The sequence below is a fragment of the Desulfonatronum sp. SC1 genome (genome assembly GCF_003046795.1).
Lineage (GTDB): Bacteria > Desulfobacterota > Desulfovibrionia > Desulfovibrionales > Desulfonatronaceae > Desulfonatronum.
In genome coordinates, this window is sequence record NZ_PZKN01000015.1 from 20,925 (window position 1) to 34,294 (window position 13,370).

15 protein-coding genes and 1 pseudogene are annotated in these 13,370 nt (G+C 54.9%); 1 reads left to right on the forward strand and 15 read right to left on the reverse strand.

The features are described from left to right. Positions 1 to 291: 291 nt before the first annotated feature. The 14 genes and pseudogenes from C6366_RS09650 to C6366_RS19285 form a co-directional block, all read right to left on the reverse strand. Positions 292 to 738, reverse strand: coding sequence for a BON domain-containing protein (locus tag C6366_RS09650; protein ID WP_107737426.1), 447 nt, complete (start codon positions 736 to 738; stop codon positions 292 to 294). Between the two features lie 371 nt (positions 739 to 1,109). After that, on the reverse strand, positions 1,110 to 2,015 hold the full coding sequence (locus tag C6366_RS09655) for a GGDEF domain-containing protein (protein WP_107737428.1): 906 nt from the start codon (positions 2,013 to 2,015) through the stop codon (positions 1,110 to 1,112). Between the two features lie 5 nt (positions 2,016 to 2,020). Then, positions 2,021 to 3,511 carry an ATPase domain-containing protein gene (locus C6366_RS09660; RefSeq protein WP_107737430.1) on the reverse strand — a complete coding sequence of 497 codons (1,491 nt, stop codon included), beginning with the start codon at positions 3,509 to 3,511 and terminating at the stop codon, positions 2,021 to 2,023. After that, positions 3,508 to 3,927, reverse strand: a complete 420-nt coding sequence (locus tag C6366_RS09665; RefSeq protein WP_146164812.1) for a hypothetical protein — start codon at positions 3,925 to 3,927, stop codon at positions 3,508 to 3,510. The genes C6366_RS09660 and C6366_RS09665 overlap by 4 nt, the downstream gene beginning before the upstream one ends. A 383-nt stretch (positions 3,928 to 4,310) precedes the next feature. After that, on the reverse strand, positions 4,311 to 4,445 hold the full coding sequence (locus C6366_RS20490) for a hypothetical protein (protein ID WP_255412091.1): 135 nt from the start codon (positions 4,443 to 4,445) through the stop codon (positions 4,311 to 4,313). 137 nt (positions 4,446 to 4,582) lie between these two features. Further along, positions 4,583 to 5,149 carry a hypothetical protein gene (locus C6366_RS09670; protein ID WP_107737434.1) on the reverse strand — a complete coding sequence of 189 codons (567 nt, stop codon included), beginning with the start codon at positions 5,147 to 5,149 and terminating at the stop codon, positions 4,583 to 4,585. A 101-nt stretch (positions 5,150 to 5,250) separates the two neighbouring features. Beyond that, positions 5,251 to 6,024 (reverse strand): BON domain-containing protein, encoded by a 774-nt coding sequence (locus C6366_RS09675; RefSeq protein WP_107737543.1) that lies wholly within the window; start codon positions 6,022 to 6,024, stop codon positions 5,251 to 5,253. 130 nt (positions 6,025 to 6,154) lie between these two features. Further along, positions 6,155 to 6,334 (reverse strand): CsbD family protein, encoded by a 180-nt coding sequence (locus C6366_RS09680; RefSeq protein ID WP_107737436.1) that lies wholly within the window; start codon positions 6,332 to 6,334, stop codon positions 6,155 to 6,157. 22 nt (positions 6,335 to 6,356) lie between these two features. Next, complete coding sequence (locus tag C6366_RS09685; RefSeq protein WP_107737438.1) at positions 6,357 to 6,605, reverse strand: hypothetical protein; 249 nt, start codon at positions 6,603 to 6,605, stop codon at positions 6,357 to 6,359. Positions 6,606 to 6,720: 115 nt separating this feature from the next. Beyond that, a complete protein-coding gene (locus tag C6366_RS09690; RefSeq protein ID WP_107737440.1) occupies positions 6,721 to 7,035 on the reverse strand; it encodes a BON domain-containing protein in 315 nt (104 codons plus the stop codon). A 52-nt stretch (positions 7,036 to 7,087) separates the two neighbouring features. Then, complete coding sequence (locus C6366_RS20690; protein ID WP_107737441.1) at positions 7,088 to 7,237, reverse strand: lmo0937 family membrane protein; 150 nt, start codon at positions 7,235 to 7,237, stop codon at positions 7,088 to 7,090. A gap of 54 nt (positions 7,238 to 7,291) precedes the next feature. Beyond that, positions 7,292 to 7,393 (reverse strand): annotated as a pseudogene (locus C6366_RS09700) (desulfoferrodoxin FeS4 iron-binding domain-containing protein); the annotation flags it as partial. A 590-nt stretch (positions 7,394 to 7,983) separates the two neighbouring features. Then, the gene (locus tag C6366_RS09710; RefSeq protein ID WP_107737443.1) at positions 7,984 to 10,722 is read right to left on the reverse strand and encodes a cation-transporting P-type ATPase; all 2,739 of its coding nucleotides are present in this window, start codon (positions 10,720 to 10,722) and stop codon (positions 7,984 to 7,986) included. Then, positions 10,697 to 11,218, reverse strand: coding sequence for a hypothetical protein (locus tag C6366_RS19285; RefSeq protein WP_146164813.1), 522 nt, complete (start codon positions 11,216 to 11,218; stop codon positions 10,697 to 10,699). The genes C6366_RS09710 and C6366_RS19285 overlap by 26 nt, the downstream gene beginning before the upstream one ends. A gap of 408 nt (positions 11,219 to 11,626) precedes the next feature. Here C6366_RS19285 and C6366_RS09715 point away from each other — a divergent pair, with 408 nt between their 5' ends. Continuing rightward, positions 11,627 to 11,998 (forward strand): HPF/RaiA family ribosome-associated protein, encoded by a 372-nt coding sequence (locus tag C6366_RS09715; RefSeq protein WP_107737445.1) that lies wholly within the window; start codon positions 11,627 to 11,629, stop codon positions 11,996 to 11,998. A gap of 101 nt (positions 11,999 to 12,099) precedes the next feature. Here C6366_RS09715 and C6366_RS09720 read toward each other — a convergent pair whose 3' ends face one another. After that, positions 12,100 to 13,233 (reverse strand): FprA family A-type flavoprotein, encoded by a 1,134-nt coding sequence (locus C6366_RS09720; protein ID WP_233248449.1) that lies wholly within the window; start codon positions 13,231 to 13,233, stop codon positions 12,100 to 12,102. Between the last annotated feature and the right edge of the window lie 137 nt (positions 13,234 to 13,370).

Here is a 13,370-nt window from a genome sequence, read left to right on the forward strand (position 1 = left end):
AATTGAGGATCGCCCTTTCAGGGCTATTCTTGTTCTGCCATCTCCGTCCCAGGGCGTTGCCCTGGGCTATCGCATGCCGCCCCGTTGGGGCTGAAGAACAAGCTCTGAAAGAGGCGAAATGGTCAGCCCAAGGCAACGCCTGGGAACCTGGGAGATATCCTTCATAGCCCTGAAAGGGCGGCCTGAAAGGAAGAGACTCTTCCCAAAAACTCGTAATGCTCCCGGCTTGCTTCTATTCGCGCCGGAACAGCCGGCAAGGATCCGGCTGTTCCGGCTGATCTTGGACGAGGATCACTCGATGGTCATGTTGTTGACCACATTATTTACGCCGGGAAGATCTTTCACAAAATTGGCGACCGCTTCCATTTCAGCCGCATCTTTGACCTGGCCGCTCAATGTTACCACTCCATCCTTTGTCTCGACGTTGGTGTCGAGGCCGCTGGTCAAGGGATTTTCCAGTAACGCCGCCTTGACCCGGCCTGTTATGGCCGCGTCATCGCCCTGTTCGAGCGTGGTCTCCATCATTTGGCCCGGCGTTCGTTCACCTGATTCATCAGTGACCTTTGCTTCAGTCATCGCTGCCGTGCCATCTCCAACATCTGCTGCGCCACTTGGCATGACTGAAACTTTATCGCTAGATTCCTGGGGGACATTAGTCTCTGATGTACAGCCGACGTTGATTAAGAATATAATTGCCGAAATAATCATCAGTATTGAGTGATTCATCGATTTTATCATGGTGCTTTTTCTCCTTGTTTTGTTTTGGTTGTAGGTATTTAAAATGAGACACGTTCAGCTTTGAAATTGAGATGCTCCTCCTCATCTTTGGTTTATTTTGCGGCTTCCTAAACTGTGCGTTGAGGAAGCTGAGAAATATATCGAACCCTTATCTTCTCCCTGAACTTTGAAGATTAATAAATGCATGGTTTTTCAATCACTCACCGCGGAGCCAAGCCTATGGTTAAGAGAATAACCTTATTTTAAGCTGCGTCTGTAGGGGAATCGCTCATTTTTACGAGGATAAATCACGGAAGACAGGAATTTTTCCCGGATGGAGGTGTTCGGATGAAGTTGCCGCCGTGTCAAAGGCAAACCCAGAGGATCGCTTTTTAACGCACGCCTTTCATGTCCGGCGTGAATATTTGATAGTTGTTACGCCCTTTTTGCTTGGCAAAATACATGGCCGTGTCGGCATTGCGGATAATTGTTTCTTTATCCTTGCCGTGATCGGGAAAGAGGCTGATGCCGATGCTCAAGGTGGCGTGGAGACTGTGGGTGCCGATACGATGCGGCTCGACCATGGCCGCGATCAACTTTTGAGCGGCAAGGACAGCGCCATGCTCGCCTTTGACGTCGACCAGCAAAACCACGAATTCGTCGCCACCCTGTCGGCTGACCGTATCCGAAAAACGAATGCAGGCCTGCAGACGCTTTGCAATGGACTGAAGCAGTTGGTCACCCGCGGCATGCCCGAGCGAGTCATTGATGTGCTTGAAGTTGTCGATGTCCAGATACAGCAGGGCGACCTGAATGCCGTGACGCTGCGCAAGGGCGATCGAACGCTCCAGACGGTCGTCCAGCACTGCACGATTCGGCAAGCCCGTAAGATAATCGTGCTCTGCCAAATGGGCCATTTTCGCGGCGATCTGTTCAGCGGTCTCAGCCTGCGTCTGGGCGTGAATAGTCGCCACGACAAGCTGCTCGTTGACGTCACGCAGCAGCGCCTCGGAATGCCCGCCTGGCTCTGCCGAGATGTCCTGTTCATAAAGATCGATGTCTTTGTCCCGTTGGCCCGTGTCACCTCCGCGCCGATCCGCAACCCCTCGTCGCCGGCCTGTGCCATCTCCGCGCCGATCTGGACCAGAAAACCTGTGGCATTTATCATTGGTCTGTTTATTTCCGGAATTTGCTTGCCCGGCAAAGGCATGCTCGGCCACTGAACCCGAGGGCAAGGTGTTTTCGGTTTCCTCAAACAGACTCTCCTGGGCGTTTTTCGGTTGCAGACGATTCTGCATGTGGATCACCGTTTACCTTGATCGTCCTGACCGCGCCTTTTTGTTCGCGTCGGCTGCCCGCCCAGGATTCCCTCGTACTCGATCACCGGGTCGCCGATGACAATGCCCTCATCGGTTATCTCGTACCGCCTGATTTCCTTGTCGTGGGCGCTGGCCCGGACCTTGACCACCGCCATGACCCGCTGCAAAGTGCTCCGCACTTCAATGTAGCGCTGGACGATGATCGCGTCGGTGAGAAACGCCGCCCCGTAGGGGCTGAACCGCAGATCAATATAGCGATCCTCAAGTTCTGACGTCATCAGCACCGTCACCCCGAGCCCGGACAGCACCGCGAACATCCGAAAAAGAGACTCGCGAAAATCCTCGCGAAAAGTCGGCGCCACGGCCAGTTCGAAGCCGGACAACGAATCGATCACCACGCGCGTGGCCTTCATTCGGTGAATGACTTCGGTCAGACGATGAACGATCTCGTCGATGGACAGATCCAGGGGACGGGTATTGATCAGGCCGATTTGTCCGTTACGGATCATATCGTTGAGCGCGCGCATCCAGGATTGACTCGGCGTTTGCTCAAAAGCAACGATCACGCCCGGTTCGCCCCGGCGGACTCCTTCGGCAAGGAAGGCGTCCGCCAGAATGGTCTTGCCCGACCCGGACGGTCCGGCCACCAACAGTGAATATCCCGACGGCAAACCGCCGCCCAGCATTTCGTCCAGGCGCGGCACGCCTGTGGCCAGCCTCTCCCGGCCTCGCAGCTCCCCGGCAACCAACGGGGCGTCTGCGATGCCTTCAAGAACCAGCGCGGTCGGGTAGACGACGATCCCCGCGCTGGTGATGCTGAAGGTATGCATCCCCGGTCGGATCGCCTGGCCGCGCATTTTCAGAACATGTATTTTGCGGACCATGGAATTCCTATGGACGCTCTGACGCAGCGAGAGCAGGCCATCGGCTACCGTAAAAACCGGATGATGGACGCTTTCCGACCAGTATTCTCCGATCAGGAAAGAGGTGGTCTGCCAGCAGCCCAGCTGAATTCCGAGCTGCTGGATGAACTGTTGCAGGCTGATGGTATTATCTGGAAGATGTTGCGCCTCATACATGACCGAGCGGAAAGAATCGACGAAGACCAGTCCCGGCGGGGAAGCCTGGACTTCTCGCACGATGCGCGCCAGCACACGGGCGTAGTCGCCGGTTGCGATGTCCTCGCTCAAGCTGACGAAACGAATCGCGTCGTTGATCTTGTCCGGGTTGAAGAACGAAAACTGCTGCTGATAGCGCAGCATCTTTAACGGCGGTTCGCCGAGCACGTTGAAAAACAGAGCAGGATGCTCCCGTGTTGCCAGGGAGAACATGATCTGGTGCGCCAGTGTCGTCTTGCCGGACCCTGGAGGCCCAATAATGATATTCAAGGAATATTCCGGCAAGCCTCCGCCCAAGATCGCATCAAGTCCTGGCACGCCCGTGGCCAGTCGGCGGATGGCTGTTTTATTGCTCACTGTAGCCTCTCCTGCTCAGACGCCGATGGAGAGAATGCCCACATCGGGCCCAACAACCGTTCTACCAATGCCTCTCCAATCATGTTCGACAACAGTATGACGAAGTTCGCAAGCAGAGTGTGGCTAGCCCCCGAGGCGGCATCCGGGTCGCGGCTCGCAATGCATGCCTTGAGGCCTGAAAGCATGGTGGCGCTGTCAACATTATCCCATACATTTGACAGCCACGGGTAGGCGGCACTTGTCAGGTACAACGAGCGCCCCCAAAGGGCGTCGACCCCCCGTTCGCCGATTACCGGCGAGAGCCTGGCGGACACCTGATGCCAGGTCTTGAGTGTGGCTTCGGCGATCGCACCGGCATTGGCCGGGGCTTTTCCGACATTGTTCAACGACGTGTAACGTACGGTTTCCAGATACATGCTATCCTCTGTTCTTGGCATTGAAACGTTACCTCCAGTGCGGCGTTGACTTGAAAACCGGGCAATCGCTCCGAGTTTTTTTGTTCAATTGCTCAGCGTGTTCGCATTGCAAGGCACGAACGGGTCCAGCCTGTCTCGATATTTGGCATGGTTTGTCTGAAATTCCGCCTCCCCAAGTGAACCATTTTTTAAAGGCCCGCACAGAAATTCGTTGCCTCGCCCGCGAGATCATCGTCCCAATAAAAAGCGTAACTCTTTATCCGTCATGGAATACTTGGCCGATTTCTCACCCTGATAGGTTCCTCTCCGGTCTTCGCTGTTCCGGCGCTCCCAGGCAACTTGTGGCGATAACCCATCCTTTTTTGGGAATAATTCTCCATCATTCATTCGAGTTGCAGTCCTTCGAGACGACCCGTGATCTCCAAGCGTACGCCTTTCACCTTCAAACCGCCTGTCCAGGCCGCTTCTTCGGTCGGACTGCTCCCTTCGATCCGCTCCCTGTCTTCGGCGTCCTCCATCTGCCCTGTTGCTTTGTCGTTGTTCCATGTTCACCCCCCTTGTCACCCTATCGCTTCGATTACAGGAAACGTAATTTCTCACACTGTCCAGTGAAGCCAAGCTTGATCATCCTCCGGGAACTACTATCATCGGGTTGCTACCGATACCGATTCAGGTCTATTTCCAATGTATCGAGCCTGCGCGAAATGTCAGCTCCTTCCTCGTACGTCATGGCCCTGCCTCCTTCCGTCATGTGCAGGTAATCACGCCGAACGGAGTCCAGCCTGTATTGAATTTCGCGTCCCTCTCCAGCGGGCAAGCGTCCGCTGACTCTCCCATCGTCAATTGTCCATTGAAGCGCGACAATCCTGTCCCCGGTCCGTGGTCCTTCCATTCGTATTGGTCGAACAAGTGCCCGGTCAATTTCATTGCCAAGCCTTTCAAGTCGCACATTGAGTCTGTCCCACTCATCACGGCGAACAGGTTTGTTTCTCAAATCCGTAGAGTCTGTTCGAATGCCCTTCAGTGTCGTCAGGAACATCTGCGACTGGTCAGGGGTGAGCGCGCCTGTTTTCAGCCCATCTCCAATCTTTTCCTGGATGACAACCATCCTGTTTTCCGCGCTGCGTTCATAATCCGGCCATGTTTGAGGCATGGCCGCACATCCAAAAAACAAGGCGACAACAGCGACCACAAGTGCCGTCGAAAATAGTTCGTTCTTCATTTTCCGCCCTCCTCTCTTCCCGCCAACTTTTCAGAGACTCACGACAACGCATAATAAAAAGCCTTCCCGGCCATGGCCGGGAAGGCAACTTTCGCTTTGGATCACTCGACGGTCATGTTGTTGACCACATTCTTTACGCCCTTTACGTCACTGGCGTATTTGGCGGCCAACTCTTTTTCCGCCGCGTTTTTGGCCACACCGCTCAATGTGACCACGCCATCGCTGGTCTCGACCTTGGTGTTCAGGGCGCTGGTCGAGCGATGAGACAGCAAGGCTGCTTTGACCAGGGCGGTGATGGAGGCGTCGTCGATCTTATCGCCCACGGTTTTTTCCTCCGGCTTCTTTTCAGCTGGTTTTGCGGGAGTCTTCGCAACCGTCATCTCGTTTATGACCTCTTTGACCCCCTCGACATCCCTGGCATACGCGGTTGTCAGGTCAATTTGCGCCTGGTTGTCCGCTTCCCCTTTCAGGATCACGATCCCGTCCTCGGTGCTCACTTCGGTCATGGCGCTGACGCTGCGATGGAACAAGAGCGTGGATTTCACTTTCAGAGTGATCCACGCATCCGACATCTCCGCGGGACGTTCACCTTTAAATTCCAGCTCGTTGTTCACACTTTTCACTCCGGGCAGATTCGCCGCGGTCTCCTGGGCCAGAAGCTTGTGCGATTCTTCGGCGACCGTTCCCGATAACGTCACAACACCATCCTTGGACTGGATTTTTACATCGCCGTTCTTGAGGAATGTCTTGAACACGTAAGACTCTTTTGCTGATGCTATGATCCGGTCGTCCGTTTCAGAGGCAAAACTGACATTGATTAACAATAGTGAACCAAAAACAGCTAGCAGCAGTATGCGATACATCGTTTTTTCCATGGTCATATTCTCCTTGTTGGCTATGGATAAATTTATTGGCACTTATTCCGCATTACACACGCTAATTCATTTTCATTGTATTATCTCCTTAATGTAAAAATAGTCCGTTTCCGTGGAATCGCGCACAACCCTACTTCCCCACGGCTCTTTTCACATCGCCGACTTTTTCCTGCACAACGCCGCCGAGTTTTTCGACGTTGCCTTCGGCTTCCATATCGGGATTGTTGACTGCCTTCCCGATGACTTCTTTGACCTTTCCTTTCGCCTGATGCATCTTGCCTTCAGCCTCATCCCTCGTGCTCGATTTCATGATATTTTCTCCCTTATTGGCATTAATATATGATCGATCCACGTTGAATCTGCTCTTTCCTGATGTTGTATTCCTGCTCAGTGATTTTTCCTTCGCTGTAGTCCAGCTCAAGCTGATCCATCTGCCGCTTGTTCTGATATTCATATGCCGCTCCCGCTCCAAGCACTCCGACGGCTGCTCCAGTGGCCGCTCCGCCTGTAAACTGATTGCAACCGAAAAACGTGAGCGATACGAGAATCAACAATGATCCGATAAGAATTCTCGAGTTCATATTTCCCTCCGCATGGATGTTGATGGATCGTGATGTCCAAATGGTTCACAACCCCGTGGCAACGTTCAGAGCCGTGTACTATGTTGAGTTCGGCCCTTGAACGTCCCACGCCCCGCTATTTCACGATCAGATCGTTCTTGACGGCGCTGACCCCTTGAACGCTTCTCGTGATTTCCACGGCTTTGTTGACTGCCTGCTGAGAATTTACGAAGCCGCTCAATTGAACGGTACCCTTGTAAGTTTCCACGCTGATCTTGAATGATTTGAGAAAATCATCCTCGGCAAGAAGTGCCTTGACCTTTGTTGTTATGACCGTATCGTCAACGTAATCGCCTGTGCTCCCCCGTGTGGAAGTCGCGGCGCAGCCCGCGAATGCGGTGATGAGCAGGAAAAGGACTGAATAGCAAAACATCAACTGGATATTCTTCATGATATGAACTCCTTTTTACTTAAAAATGTAATCATCAACAAAAAGTGCATGATCACGTGATTCTTCTTCCTTGAAGAACCTGAACAACAAGGACAATGAGAGCTATGACCAATAATATGTGCACTACGCCGCCCATCGTGGCCCCTGTCATCAATCCCAAAGCCCACAATACCAAGAGAATAATAAAGATCGTCCAAAGCATGTTTACCTCCCACGGTGAACTGTTTATCCTAACTGGATACGATTACTGCCTCTTCATCGGCTCGCCGCAGCAGACAAGATCACCATCACCGGCCTTCTTGACTTCAACGACATTCCCGCATGCGTCACATTTGTAGTTCTCTTTAACCTTGGTCATGATTTGCCTCCAATTTGGTTCCATTGTTATTTCTGCGCGGGATACTCTTCTTCATTCTTCAGGCTCCCACCCGCCCCTGTCGGAAAAGAATTTCAAGATGCCTTCTCTTTCCTCTACGTTACAATAACATTCTGGTTGACCGTGTCTGTAGGGAAACCGCTTATTTTGGATGAGGAGAAGTACTAGGAATCGGGACATTTTCCCAGGTCATCCCCGTTCCGTGATGGAAGGAATGAAAGCGTGGGGCGGGTTCTGGAGAAGAGGAAATGCCCAACTCCGACGCAGGAAGCTCACGAAGGCGTTGCGACGCCGAATAATCGCGGCAGGCCGGACCTCGGGCGAGGAGTTGTCGTCAGTCTTGAACGAGTGCGTGGCGGTACTGGATATAGGCGTCGCGAAAGGCGACATAGGGATCAAGGGCTGATTCCTTCATGTCCTCGTACTGTCCGATCCTGAACGATAAGGAATTGATGCGGTCCTGGCTTTTCAGGGCTGGAAAGGCATCCGATACAGGCAGACAATCGGCAAACCCAAAACGCGTCAACCCGGTCTTTTGATGAAACCAACGCAAATTGTGCTGAGTAGTACTTTTAATTTACCCTTTGAAATTTCCGAGACACGATTTTTTCGATTTCCGCCAGGGTGAAGACCAACAGGCCGACGCCCAGTGGTACCAACCAATGACGAAGCGCCAAAGGGGCTGAACCGAACCAGAGATTCATGAACGGCGCGTAAACGAAAATGAGTTGGAAGAGGATCAGGACTCCGGAAGCAATCAAGGCGACTTTGTTGCTGAGAAGGCGAGAGGGCAGCCACGCGGCTTCTCGAAGAAAGCGGCTGTTGAACAGGTAGAACAACTGACCAGCCACCAAAGTGTTCACACAGACGGTGCGCACGATTTGTACGTCCATGCCCAGGGACATTTCCAAATGGAAAACAGCCAGGGTGGCTCCTCCGATAAGCACGGAGACAAAACCGATCCGCCAGAGATAATAGCCGCCAAGTATGGCCGTACCGGGGCGACGCGGAGGCCGGGACATCAGGTCTGGTTCGGAAGGTTCGAAGGCCAGGGCCATGGCCAGGGTGATGGCCGTCACCATGTTCACCCAAAGGATTTGGACCGGCGTCAAAGGGAGCACCGCAAAGCCGGCGACGATGGCGGTGAGGATGACCAACCCTTCAGCGCCGTTGGTCGGGAGAAGAAACAAAATTGCCTTGCGCAGGTTGTCGTAAATGGTACGGCCTTCTTCCACGGCGTGTTCGATGGTGGCGAAATTGTCGTCCATGAGTACGATCTCCGCGGCCTCCTTGGTCGCCTCGGTGCCCTTGATGCCCATGGCTATGCCGACATCGGCCCGTTTCAGGGCCGGAGCGTCGTTGACTCCGTCTCCGGTCATGGCCACCACTTCCTTTTCGGCTTGCAGGGCCGTGACCAGGCGGAGCTTGTGCTCCGGGCTGGTGCGGGCAAAAATGTCGTGCTGCACGGCCAGACGGCGCATTTCCGTATCGCTCGCGGCTTCCAGCTCCGGTCCGGTGATGGCCGCCGTACCGTTGCCGATTCCCATTTCCCTGCCGATGGCCATGGCCGTGGCCGCATGGTCTCCGGTGATCATCTTCACCCGGATGCCGGCTTCGCGGCAGATCTTGATCGCCGCAACCGCCTCGGGGCGAGGAGGGTCAACGATGCCCACCAGGCCGGCGAAGATCATCTCTTGGTCCACGTCTTCCGAAGACAGGGTCTGGCTTTTGGTCAGTCGCAACGCATCCGGATCTTCACGGGGAAGTTCCCGCCAGGCCGCGGCCAGGATTCTCTGACCCTGAGCGGCCAGCTCCTCCAGCTTGGCTTCCCACGTGGCGCGGTCCAGGGGCTCGGTGCCGCCGTCAGCGGCGAGTTGGTGCGTGCAGCGGTCCAGCAAACGGTCCGGCGCGCCTTTGAGTAACAGAAGGATTTTTCCCTCAGGACTTTTATTCAAGGTGGCCATGAATTTGGTTTCGGATTCAAAAGGCAGCTCAGCCAGGCGAGTATATGGCTTTGCATCAAATTCAGCTTTGCGGCCCAGAGCGCGCAACGCCCCTTCCGTGGGCTCGCCGTTCAGTTTCCAGTGGCCGTCCTCCTCGAAGATCATTGCGTCATTGCATACGGCCATGATCTCAATGATCTGGAAAAGATCGGGATTGGCTCCGAGTTCGGCGCGTTGTTCATCCGCCCCTCGGATGTGGCCTTCGGGAACGTAGCCCGTGCCGCTGACGTGGTAGGTTTGGGTCGCGGTCACCACGGCCCGGGCGGTCATCTCGTTGCGGGTCAGGGTGCCGGTCTTGTCCGAACAGATCACCGTCACCGAACCCAGGGTTTCCACGGCGGGCAAGCGGCGGATAATGGCCTTGCGCAGTGCCATGCGCTGCACGCCCAAAGCCAGCGTGATGGACAGAATGGCCGGCAGTCCTTCGGGAATTGCGGCCACGGCAAAGCCGATGGCCGCGAAAAAGAGGTCTTCCATGGGCATGTCATGGAGAAGCCACCCGACAGCGAACATCAGGCCGGCCAGAAAGAGAATGACCACGGACAGCACCTTGCCGAAGTAGGCCATCTGGCGTGTCAACGGAGTGGCCAGTTTCTCCACTTCCTGGATCATGCGGTTGATCCGGCCAAGTTGGGTTTGTACGCCGGTGTGTACAACCACGCCCACACCGCGTCCGGCCGCAACAAGACACCCGGAATACGCCATGCTCTTGCGATCCCCCAGGGGAGCGTCCTTCGGCACGGGTTCGGCTTGCTTGGTCGCGGCAACGGATTCGCCGGTCAGCGCGGATTCCTCGATGCGCAGGTTTGTGGCGTCCAGCAGCCGAATATCCGCTGGAACCTTGTCCCCGGAGCGCAAACGAACGATGTCCCCCGGAACCAACAACTCCGCCTCGATGTCATGAAAATCTCCGCCGCGACGGACCTGGGCGTGCAGGGAGAGCATTTTGCGAATGCCGGCCAGAGCCTCTTCGGCCTTGCCCTCCTGGAAAAAGCCTATCAAGGCGTTGATGACCACCACGCCCAGAATGACGAAGGTGTCTATCCAGTGCCCCAGCAGAGCGGTAATGCCGGCCGCGGCCAGCAGGATGTAAATCAGGATGTCATGAAAATGCTTGAAAAAGCGTTTCAGCAATCCATCCGGCTCCGGCTCCGGCAGTTTGTTCGGACCGAAGCGTTCGAGGCGCTTTTGCGCATCATCCGGTTCCAGCCCGGCAGCCTGGCTTTGCAACGTGTCGAGGCACTCTTGCACCGTCAGGGCATGGGGATGGTCGATGGTGGCTTCATGCGTGTCTGTCTGTGTGGACATGGAGATGTTCCTGGAAAAGTGACTCTTGCTGTGCCTGACAGGGCAATTTTGTTCTCGAACCACGGGCGCCCTGGATCGGAATCGAAATCGTGATCGAAATCGATTTCTGGTAACGTTCCGATTTCGATAGCGATTGCGATTTCGATGATTGTCGGCCCACCCAAAGGGGTTCCCCTTGGAGCACCTTACAACCTACCACCATGAAATTATGGATATTTTCCAGAGAACATATCGAGATCAAAATCTGCCCTGAAAAAAAGGCCGGAACAAAGGACATGATGAGCAACAAACATGTCTGTCCCGGCCTTTTTGGTCTGCGCTCAGGCGATTGTTCGTAAGCCCAATACTCGTCTTCAGGCTGGTTTAGTTTTTGGTTTCTTCCTTTCTTTCCACCAGCCATGGGCCCCTGACCAGGGCGGTCGCCCTTTCCCTTGCCTTTGCCATGACCGTCTTTCGGTCCCTGACCTTTAGGTCCTGTTCCATCTTGATTTGGCATTGTATTCACCTCCTTTCCGTTGATGAACGACAGCAACCGCAAACCGGCCAACCAGCCCCTGGTTTGAGCAGAGCGCGACCGCACCGATCACACCTCTATTCGATTATTTCTTTGGTCATCATTTTCCGACACAATAACATTTTGTTTTCCACGTCTGTAGGGAAACCGCTTATTTTGGGCAAGGAAAAATCCCAGGAATAAGGACTTTTTCCTAGATCATGCCCTTTCCGGGATGGAAGGAATGAAAGCGTGGGGCGGGTTCTGGAGAAGTAGAAACGCTCAGCCTCGACGCACGGGATTTTCCCTCGCGACAGTGAGCATTTCCCCTAGAGACTCGGTTCAAAAAATAGGTTTTGATACTGGGAGTTGGCCCCAAAAATAACCAGCGTATACCGCAAGGAGGAAACCATGCAGATGCAAATCAACTCCGACCGCAACATCGGGATTGACGAAGCCCGGCAAGCTGTAATCACCGATTCAGTGGAAAGCGCCCTGGGCCGTTTCAGCGAGGGGATCACGCTGCTGGAAGTCCATTTGAGCGACCAAAACAGCGACAAGAAAGGCGGTCATGATGACATACGCTGCCTGCTGGAAGCCCGCCTCGAGGGTCACCAGCCCATCGCGGTCGCACACCGGGCGGCGGACGTGGACCTGGCCGTCGAGGGTGCCACGGTTAGGTTGATCAAATTGATCAAGCACTCTCGCGAGCGCCTGCGCGAGCAGCAAAGCCAACGCACGGACCCCGATCCGTCCGCGCCGGAGCCGGAGGATGAGTCATAAGAAGTCTACCCAAAAAACGTCGGGGCAGGCCTCGCGCCTGCCCTGATTCAACGCAGTTACATGGAATACCGGCATATTGCCGCTGCAGGGCGAATAACTCCTCATGCAAACCCTTGCTCCTGATGCTTGCGGGTAATCGAGTCCGCCAGGTTGTCCAATGCTTGCAAGGTATCCTTCTTGGGCATGCCCTTGCACAGCACCGGCTCCAACACCTCAACCTTGAGATTGGGAATCATCCCCGACAATGTCTCCACGGTCTTGCCTCCCCAGCCGTAGGAGCCGACAATGGACAGGTACCGCGCCTTGGGCCGCAGAGCGTTGGCCAGAAAAGCGGCATAGGCCGCAAGAGGGTGCGGGCCGGCCAGAACCGTGGGCGTGCCCACGACAATCGTCCCCGCGTCCACCAAAGCCATGGCCAGTTTGCCGATATCGGTCACGACCAGATTGAACAATTCAACCCGCACGCCGTTGACTACCAGTGCATTGACCAGGTGATCGACCATTGCCTGCGTGCTGCCGTGCATGGAAACGTATGGCAGGACCACCAGATTGCGCGGCGTGGCATGCACCCACTCGTTGTAGGCATCGGTGATGAACGCCGGACGGCGATGAATCTGGCCGTGGCTGGGAGCGATGACGTCCATGTCAAGGCCGGACAGCTTTTCCAGATTTTTAGCGATCACCGCGCGAAACGGCATCATGATCTCCGCGAAATAGCGCTTGGCCGCCTCGAATACGCGCCCCTCGTCCGTTACAAAAAGATCAGTCGTCGCGATATGCGAGCCAAAAAAGTCGCAACTGAACAGGATGCGGTCCTCAGGCAGATAGGAGACCATGGTTTCCGGCCAGTGCACCCATGGGGCATGGATGAACTTCAGGGTTTTGTCCCCCAGGGACAAGGTTTCGTTGTCCTCCACCGAAACAAAGACATCCTCTGGAAGCCGCAGAAGATCCATCAGCATGCCTTTGGCCTTGGGGGTCACGACGACCTTGGCTTGAGGAAACTTTGCAAGCACCAGGGGGATGGTCCCGGAATGGTCCTGCTCGGCATGGTGCGAGACGATGTAGTCGATTCCGGGCACCTCACCCAGTTGCGCCATCAACGTGTCGGCCATGGCCGGATCAACCGTATCCAGCAAGGCCGTCTTTTCGCTGCCCTGCACCAGGTAGGCGTTATAGCTGGTCCCGTCCGGAAGAGGGATCAACGAGTCAAAAAGACGCCTATCCCAATCCACGACTCCAAGCCACGATACTCTTTCACTGATTTGCCTTGAATGCATTTTTTGCCTCCGTAATGAGAAGTTGATTCCTGAACACTGGACGGCATGGTCCGAGAGCCCAAATCCATTCTTTCTCCCGGCTTTTGTCACGG

What these genes read in the sequence shown, in the direction of transcription:
- C6366_RS09650 (WP_107737426.1), bottom strand. Translation starts at nt 738, where the DNA reads ATGATAAAATCGATGAATCACTCAATACTGATGATTATTTCGGCAATT.
- C6366_RS09655 (WP_107737428.1), bottom strand. Translation starts at nt 2,015, where the DNA reads ATGCAGAATCGTCTGCAACCGAAAAACGCCCAGGAGAGTCTGTTTGAG.
- C6366_RS09665 (WP_146164812.1), bottom strand. Translation starts at nt 3,927, where the DNA reads ATGTATCTGGAAACCGTACGTTACACGTCGTTGAACAATGTCGGAAAA.
- C6366_RS20490 (WP_255412091.1), bottom strand. Translation starts at nt 4,445, where the DNA reads ATGGAGGACGCCGAAGACAGGGAGCGGATCGAAGGGAGCAGTCCGACC.
- C6366_RS09670 (WP_107737434.1), bottom strand. Translation starts at nt 5,149, where the DNA reads ATGAAGAACGAACTATTTTCGACGGCACTTGTGGTCGCTGTTGTCGCC.
- C6366_RS09675 (WP_107737543.1), bottom strand. Translation starts at nt 6,024, where the DNA reads ATGGAAAAAACGATGTATCGCATACTGCTGCTAGCTGTTTTTGGTTCA.
- C6366_RS09680 (WP_107737436.1), bottom strand. Translation starts at nt 6,334, where the DNA reads ATGAAATCGAGCACGAGGGATGAGGCTGAAGGCAAGATGCATCAGGCG.
- C6366_RS09685 (WP_107737438.1), bottom strand. Translation starts at nt 6,605, where the DNA reads ATGAACTCGAGAATTCTTATCGGATCATTGTTGATTCTCGTATCGCTC.
- C6366_RS09690 (WP_107737440.1), bottom strand. Translation starts at nt 7,035, where the DNA reads ATGAAGAATATCCAGTTGATGTTTTGCTATTCAGTCCTTTTCCTGCTC.
- C6366_RS20690 (WP_107737441.1), bottom strand. Translation starts at nt 7,237, where the DNA reads ATGCTTTGGACGATCTTTATTATTCTCTTGGTATTGTGGGCTTTGGGA.
- C6366_RS09710 (WP_107737443.1), bottom strand. Translation starts at nt 10,722, where the DNA reads ATGTCCACACAGACAGACACGCATGAAGCCACCATCGACCATCCCCAT.
- C6366_RS19285 (WP_146164813.1), bottom strand. Translation starts at nt 11,218, where the DNA reads ATGCCAAATCAAGATGGAACAGGACCTAAAGGTCAGGGACCGAAAGAC.
- C6366_RS09715 (WP_107737445.1), top strand. Translation starts at nt 11,627, where the DNA reads ATGCAGATGCAAATCAACTCCGACCGCAACATCGGGATTGACGAAGCC.